5 protein-coding genes are annotated in these 7015 nt (G+C 72.9%); all 5 read right to left on the bottom strand.

The window, feature by feature from the left end:
- Positions 1-14: 14 nt before the first annotated feature.
- Positions 15-1049 carry a glycosyltransferase family 4 protein gene (locus A7A76_RS03835; protein ID WP_206409952.1) on the bottom strand — a complete coding sequence of 345 codons (1035 nt, stop codon included), beginning with the start codon at positions 1047-1049 and terminating at the stop codon, positions 15-17.
- A 144-nt stretch (positions 1050-1193) separates the two neighbouring features.
- Positions 1194-2243, bottom strand: coding sequence for a glycosyltransferase family 2 protein (locus tag A7A76_RS03830; protein ID WP_206409951.1), 1050 nt, complete (start codon positions 2241-2243; stop codon positions 1194-1196).
- A gap of 106 nt (positions 2244-2349) precedes the next feature.
- Positions 2350-4395 (bottom strand): hypothetical protein, encoded by a 2046-nt coding sequence (locus A7A76_RS03825; RefSeq protein WP_206409950.1) that lies wholly within the window; start codon positions 4393-4395, stop codon positions 2350-2352.
- Between the two features lie 241 nt (positions 4396-4636).
- Positions 4637-6019: a sensor histidine kinase N-terminal domain-containing protein gene (locus A7A76_RS03820; RefSeq protein WP_206409949.1), complete on the bottom strand. Its 1383-nt coding sequence runs from the start codon at positions 6017-6019 to the stop codon at positions 4637-4639.
- Positions 6012-6707, bottom strand: a complete 696-nt coding sequence (locus tag A7A76_RS03815) for a response regulator (RefSeq protein ID WP_206409948.1) — start codon at positions 6705-6707, stop codon at positions 6012-6014. The genes A7A76_RS03820 and A7A76_RS03815 overlap by 8 nt, the downstream gene beginning before the upstream one ends.
- Positions 6708-7015 lie beyond the last annotated feature (308 nt).

Genomic DNA, 7015 nt, shown 5'->3' with positions numbered 1-7015 from the left:
CGCGGCGCAGCGCCTCAGCCCAGCGCATCGAGCCGCTCGGCGTAGCGTTGCGCCATGCCGGTCCAGGCGCAGTGCGCGGCGGCGTAGGCGTGTGCGGCGCGGCCGCGCTCGCGCAGCGCGGCGCGGTCGCGCAGTTCGGCGCCGATCGCCTCGCTCCAGGCGCGCGCGTCGGCTTCGGGCAGCAACCGGCCCAGGGCCGGATCGGCGAGCGCATCGCGCAGGCCTTCCAGGTCGGCGGCCAGGACGTAGCGCCCGCTCATCGCCGCCTCCAGCGCGACCAGGCCGAAGCCTTCGGGATCGCCGTCGACGCGCCGGTTGGGCATCAGCGCCAGATCGCAGGCGGCGAGCCGGCGCGCCTTTTCGGCGTCGTCGACATCGCCCCACAGCCGCACCCGCGTTTGCAGGCCGGCGCCGGCGATCGCGCGTTCGAGCGCGCCGCGCTCGGGGCCGTCGCCAACGATGTCGAGCGTCACCGCGTCGGGCAGCATCGGCATCACCGCTTCGACGAACCACAGCGCGCCCTTGCGCCGCACCAGCCGGCCCAGGATCAGCAGCCGCGGCGGGTCCGCCAGCGGCGGCTCGGACCACGCCGCCGCGTCCACGCCGGGATGCGCCAGCACGCAGCGCGCCGGGTCGATGCCGCGGCGCACGAGCTCGTCGCGGACGAAGCGGCTGATGCAGAAGTACGCGTCGAAACGGCCTAGAAAGAACGCGCGCAGATAGGCTTGATAGCCGAAGCGGCGATAGGTGAGGTCGAGCCCGTGCGCGACCACCGCCACCGGCACGCCGGCCCAGCGCGCCGGCAGCGCCAGCAGCGACAGCACCGGATCGCCGAGCAGCAGCACGCGCACGCGGCCGCGCAGCAGGCCCAGGCACAGGCGCAGCAGCGCCCACCCCAGGAACAGCGGCAGGCCCCATTGGCCGCGGCGCCAGCGCACCAGGGTCAGCGGCCGCAGCGCGCCGAGCGCGCCGGCGATGCGCGCGCTGAGTCGCTGCATGCCGCCGCGCGAGGGCGGGAACTTGCGGGTGATGTACCAGATCGACTTCAAGAGCGTGGGCTTCGCACGGCGCGGGTTCGGGCGGTGTCGGCTGACGGGGGCCGGTTTCGGCGTAGCGGCTTCGAAGACGGCGGCATCGAAGCGGCCAGCTTCGAAAGCGCGGCCTTCGAACGTGCCAGCGCCGACGGTACGGCGTCAGACCGGCGGACGCCACTCCGCGCGGCGCCGGCTCTGCTGCTGCTCTTCCAGCAGGCGCCGGTTGACCACCAACTGGTTGGCCAGCAGACCCACCGCCGCGCCGACCGTGCCGACCACGATCAGCAGCGCCGACAGGATCAGCGACTGCACGTGGCCGTCGCCGGCGCCGTGGGCGAAGTGGTAGACAAACCGCGCGCCGATCAGCGCGCCGGCCGCCATGCACAGCGACGACGGCACCAGGAAAAATTCCAGCGGCCGGTAGGTCAGGAAGGAACGCACGATGGTCAGCACCGAGCGGGTCACGTACTGCGGCACGCTGCGGATCAGGCGCGAGGGCCGGGTCGGCGGATTGACCTCCACCGGCAAGGCCTCCACGCGCAGGCCCGACTGGCCGGCCTGGATCAGCGTTTCCAGGGTGTAGGTGTAGTTCGAATACACGTTCAGGCGCATCGCCGCGTCGCGGCTGTAGGCGCGGAAACCGCTGGTCGCGTCGTCCACGCGGACGTGCGCGGCCGCGCGCACGACCGCGCTGCCGAGCCGCTGCAGGCGTTTTTTCCACCACGGAAAATGGGCGATGCGCTCGATCGGCCGGCAGCCGACCACGATGTCGGCGCGGCCGGCGAGCACGCGCGCGACCAGTTCGGGAATGGCGCTGGCGTCGTACTGGTTGTCGCCGTCGACGTTGACGATGACGTCGGCGCCGCGGCGGCAGGCCGCCTCCAGCCCGGCGCAGAACGCGCGCGCCAGGCCGCGGTTGTGCGGCAGGCGCAGCACCGCGTGGGCGCCGTGGGCGAGGGCGACGCGCGCGGTGTCGTCGCTGGAGCCGTCGTCGACCACCAGCCATTCCACCTCGTCCACGCCGGGCAGGCGCCGCGGCAGCGCGGCCAGGGTCGCCGGCAGCTGTTCGGCTTCGTCGCGGCACGGCAACTGGATCACCACCTTGACCGGCTTGCGCGCGTAGTGGGCCTCCTGCGCGGCGGCGCCGGCGCGCGGCGGCCCGGCGAGGAACAAGGGGCCTTCGGCGCGGAGCGACCTGCGAGCGTTCATCGGGCGATCTCCTGTCGGTCGCGGCGGGGCAGCGTCGCGGGCTGTCGATCGTTCGTTGCGGTGCGGACGGCGTGGAGGACGGCGGTCATCGAGGTGTTGCGGCGGATCAGCGCGCGAGCCGGACTACCCGCCACTCGCCGGCGTCTTCATAAGTGCCGTGAGCGAGCGGCTGGTAGGCGGTGACGCGGCGCAGTCGGTGCAGCGGGAAATGCGTTTCCAGCGCAGCGCCGGGAATCGGGTCGCCCTTGGGCAGCACGATCCAGCAATCGCCGCGCGCCGGGCAGAAGCGGCCGGCGTCGACCCAGTCCGGCGGCGGCGGCTGCACCGCCGGCACGCCAAAGCCGGCGAGCAGGGCCGAGGTCAGCGGCCCCGAGCCGACCACATAGACGGGGCGATCGCGCGGCAGCTGCGCGGCCATCGCGCCGACCTGGGCGACGAGGCCCGCGTCTTCGCGCAGCCGCAGCGTGTCGCGCTGCTGCCACAGCAGGTTCGCGCCCAGCGCCAGCGCCACCACCGCGGCTTGCGCCGGCAGGTTGTCGCGCGACAGGCCGCGGCCCAGGCGCGCGGCGGCGTAGGCCGCCAGCGCGATGCCGGCCGGGAACGCCACCGGCAGCCAGCGCCGCGAGGCCCAGATGTGATCGGGCGAGACCATCGGCCGCCACAGGTAGACCACGGTCGGGATCAGCAGGAACACCCAGATCCACGCCCGCGACGGCGACAGATGCCGCGCGAACAAGGCCTGCGCGGCGAGCGCGGCGCCCACGCCCGCGGCCAGCACGATCGGCCACGACAGATACGCGGCGACGCTGAGCAGGCTGGTTTCGCGGTAATCGCGCTGGCCGTTCAACTGCGGCACCAGCTTGGATTCGATCAGCGCATACGGCTGCACCTGCGGGCGGATCCACAGCGCATAGACGAACAGCGCCGCCACCGCCACCGCCGCCGGCCACGCCAGCCGATTCGCCATCGCCGCGCGCAGCCGCAGCGACGGCGCGGTCGCGGCCGCGTGGGCGAGGAACGCGCAGGCCGCGGTCGCCACCGCCGCGGCCACCACGACATCGGTCAGGCCGAGCAGATAAGGCTGCACGCAGGCCAGGTAATAGCCCATCGCCAGCGCGGACACCGCAAAGCAGCCGATCGCGGTTTCGCCGAGCACCGCGGTGGCGCGCGCGTTGCGGCCGAGCGCGGCGGCCGCGAGCGCGGCGCCGGCCGCGGCCAGGGCGAACACGATGGCGTCGATGCGCACGAAGCAGCCCACGCCGATCAGGCCGCCGGCGATCAGGCCCAGCCGGCGCGAACGCCGGCCGACCGCGACGCTGGCGGCGAACAGGCCGACCGCGAGGAACCACGCGCACAAGGGCTCGCTGAGGGTGTTGCGCGATACCCACACCTGCGCCGGCTGCAGCGCGAACACCGCCAGCGCCGGCACCGCCCAGGGCCGCCCGCGCGCCGGCAACAGCCGCCGCAGCAGGGCATAGAAGGCGATGCAGTTGAGCGCGCCGAGCAGGGCGTTGAAGCGGAAGATGCCTTGCGGGCCGAGCGGCGCGGCGAGCATCGCCATCCACGCCGGCGTGGCGGCGGAGAACTGGAAGGTCCAGCGCTCGCCGGTGGGATAGATGCCGGGCAGTTCCGGCGCCTTGCCCGCGGCGATCGCGCGCAACGACGGCTCCTCGGCGATGCCCAGCGCGCGCAGGCCGATGCGCGAGTCGCCGCCGCGCAGCAGATGCAGCGCGTGCTGCGCATAGGTGCCTTCGTCGCGTTCGCCGAGCAGGCTTTCCTTGGGATACATCGCGTAGAAGAACCCGGCCACCGCGATGATCGCCGCCGCCGCGAACGCGGCGAAACCCTGCCGGCGCAGCAATGCGCGCAGCGCGGCGACCGCATCGCGCCGCCGCGTCCACACCCGTTCGCGCCAGCACCACAGCGCCAGCAACAGCCACGCGGCCGCGCCGATCCACACCGGCCGCAACGCGCCGACCCACGCCAGCGCCATCAGCAGCAAGGTCGCGACGGCGCTGCCGGCGCCGAGCGCGAGCAGCGGATGCAAGCGAAGGCGATGCGCGGGTTCGCCGCCGCAAGCCAGCACGAAGGCGCCCAGGGGGTAGATCGCAGGCCAGATGCCGAGCGCCGCCAGCGCCTTCAGATAATCCATCGACTACCCCTTCGTTAGGGTCTCGAGTCTACTTAGCGCACTTTTTGTGTACTGCGCATTGGGTCAGTTTTACACCCGTTTTGTGCGCAACTGGCGCGTGATTTTCCGTGATTGTCGAATGCGGAAAAATTTGTTCCGCGTATTCGGACGCGCGCCGCGCAACGCGAACGCACGCGCGCAACGGCCACGATCCGGCGCGCGGGCGTTCGATCTTGCGACGCAGTTCGCGTCTTGAGCCGCGTCAGTCGCGCGCGAGCGGCAATTCGACCGACGCCAGCAGGCCGCTGGCGTGGGCCGAGGATTCCAGGGTCAGCGCGCCGCCGTGCAGCGCCGCGATCTCGCGCGCGATCGCCAGCCCCAGGCCGCTGCCTTCGGAGTCGGCCTTGCTGCCGCGGCGGAAGCGCTCGACCACGCGTTCGCGCTCGGCCTCGGGGATGCCGGGGCCGTCGTCGCCGACCGCCAGCCGCAGCGCGTCGCCGCGGCGTAGCGCTTCGACCTCGATGCGGCCGCCGGGCGGGGTGTAGCGGATCGCGTTGTCGATCAGGTTGGCGAGCAGTTCGTGCAGCAGTTGGCGGTCGGCGTGCAGGCGCGGCAGATCGGCGGCGATGGCCACGCGCAGCTCGATGCGCTTGGCCAGCGCCGCCGGCACCAGCGCGGCGACGCAGTCCTCGACCAGTTCGGCCACGTCCAGGTCGGCCAGGCTCAGCGCCTCGGCGCGGCCGAGTTCGGCCCGGCTCAGGCTCAGCAACTGGGTGGCCAGGCGCGACAGGCGCAGGGTCGCCGCGTCCATCTGCGCCAGCAGCGCGCGCAGCGCTTCGCCGTCGTGGGCGCGCAGGGCCAGCTCGGCCTGGGTGCGCAGCACCGCGATCGGCGTGCGCAGTTGATGGGTGGCGTCGGCGACGAAGTTGCGCTGCATCGACAAGGTGTGGGCCAGCCGCGCCATCAGCTCGTTGATGACGTGCACCTGCTGCTGCACTTCCGACGGCAGGCCGCGCTCGTCGAGCGGGCTGAGATCCTCGTGGGTGCGGCGGGCGATGGCGTCGCGGACGCGGTTGAGCGGGGCGATGCCGCGGCCGACGCCGTACCAGACCAGGAACACGATGCCGGCCAGGAACAGCAGCTGCGAGCCGAGCATGTACACCATCATCTGCCGCGCCAGGTTCTTGCGCTTGTGCAGGGTCTCGGCGACGCGCACGTAGATCGCCACGCTGCCGTCGCCGCGCATGCGGTACTGGACCAGGCGCAACGGCGTGCCGTCGACGCTGTCGAGATAGAAGCGCACCCGCGGCCCGTCGTCGCCGCGCCCGGGCGGCGCGGGCAGCGACTGCTTGCCGGCGAGCTGGCGGCCGTGCGGATCGGTGACGCTGAAATAGATCTGGTCGAACTCGTCGAATTCGAGCATGCGCATCGCCGGCGCCGGCAGGTTGACCGTGGCGGTGCCGCGTTCGACCCGCACCTGCCCGGCCAGGGTGCGCGCGGTGTCTTCCAGCGCCCAGTCGTAGACCCGGCCGACGAAATGCTGGGCGACGGCGTAGGTGCCGACGATCCAGGCCAGGGTCAGCGCCGCGGTCGAGGGCAGCAGCCACAGCAGCAGGCGCTGGCGCAGCGACAGGCGTTCAAGCATCGGCGTCGGGCTCGCCGCCGGCGGCGTCGGCCGGTTCGAGCAGATAGCCCAGGCCGTGGATGGTGCGGATGTGCACGCCGTGCGGCTGCAGCTTCTTGCGCAGGCGGTGCACGTAGACTTCGATCGCGTTGGGACTGACCTCCTCGTCCCAGTCGCTGATGCGCTGGGCCAGGCGGTTCTTGATCGCGACCTGGCCGGCGCGCTGCATCAGCGCCTCCAGCAGGGCCAGCTCGCGCACCGACAGGTTCAGGCGCTGGCCGTGGGCGCGCGCGCTGCGGCCGCCCGGGTCCAGGGTCAGCGGGCCGACGCTGAGCTCGGTCAGGCCGCCGGCGGCGCGGCGCATCATCGCCGCGACGCGCGCCTCCAGTTCGCGCAGCGCGAAGGGTTTGACCAGATAGTCGTCGGCGCCGGCGGTGAGCCCGACCACGCGCTCGTCGATGCTGTCGCGCGCGGTCAGCACCAGCACCGGCGTGCGGTCCTGGCGCTGGCGCGCGCGGCGCAGCACATCCAGCCCGTCGAGTTCGGGCAGGCCCAGGTCGAGCACGACCAGTTCGTAGTCGCCGGCGGCGAGCGCGGCGTCGGCGGCGGCGCCGTCGGCGACCGCGTCGACGCCGTAGCCGGCCTGGCGCAGCGCTTCCAGCACGGTCGCGCGCAGCGCGTCGTCGTCTTCGACGAGCAGGATCCTCATCGGCGTATCCGTCAGTGGCGCGGTGGCCCGCAGTGTACTGCGCCCGGTTGCGGAAACCGTTGCGAAGTGCGGCCGCAAACACAAAACCGCGCTGTCGGCGGTGTAAGGACTTCGTAAGCCGCCCGTTCCTACCCTGCGCACCGCGAACTGCCTGCGTGGGCGTTGGAGTGTCGATGCGTTTGCTGAAGAAACCGGTGCCGCGCGCGAGCGCGCGATGGAGCCTGGCCGCCGCCTGCGCGGCGCTGGCGATGGGCGCGGCCTTGTCCGGCTGCGGCGGCGGCCAGGCGCATGCGGACGGCCGCGACAGC

Origin of the sequence: Lysobacter enzymogenes, assembly GCF_017168095.1 — a bacterium.
Lineage (GTDB): Bacteria > Pseudomonadota > Gammaproteobacteria > Xanthomonadales > Xanthomonadaceae > Lysobacter > Lysobacter enzymogenes_D.
The sequence above is the reverse complement of the archived record's forward strand: the minus strand, read 5'-3'. Positions and strand labels throughout refer to the sequence as shown.

Coding starts and splice junctions, on each gene's coding strand:
- A7A76_RS03825 (WP_206409950.1), bottom strand. CDS start 4,395: ATGGATTATCTGAAGGCGCTGGCGGCGCTCGGCATCTGGCCTGCGATC.
- A7A76_RS03815 (WP_206409948.1), bottom strand. CDS start 6,707: ATGAGGATCCTGCTCGTCGAAGACGACGACGCGCTGCGCGCGACCGTG.
- A7A76_RS03820 (WP_206409949.1), bottom strand. CDS start 6,019: ATGCTTGAACGCCTGTCGCTGCGCCAGCGCCTGCTGCTGTGGCTGCTG.
- A7A76_RS03830 (WP_206409951.1), bottom strand. CDS start 2,243: ATGAACGCTCGCAGGTCGCTCCGCGCCGAAGGCCCCTTGTTCCTCGCC.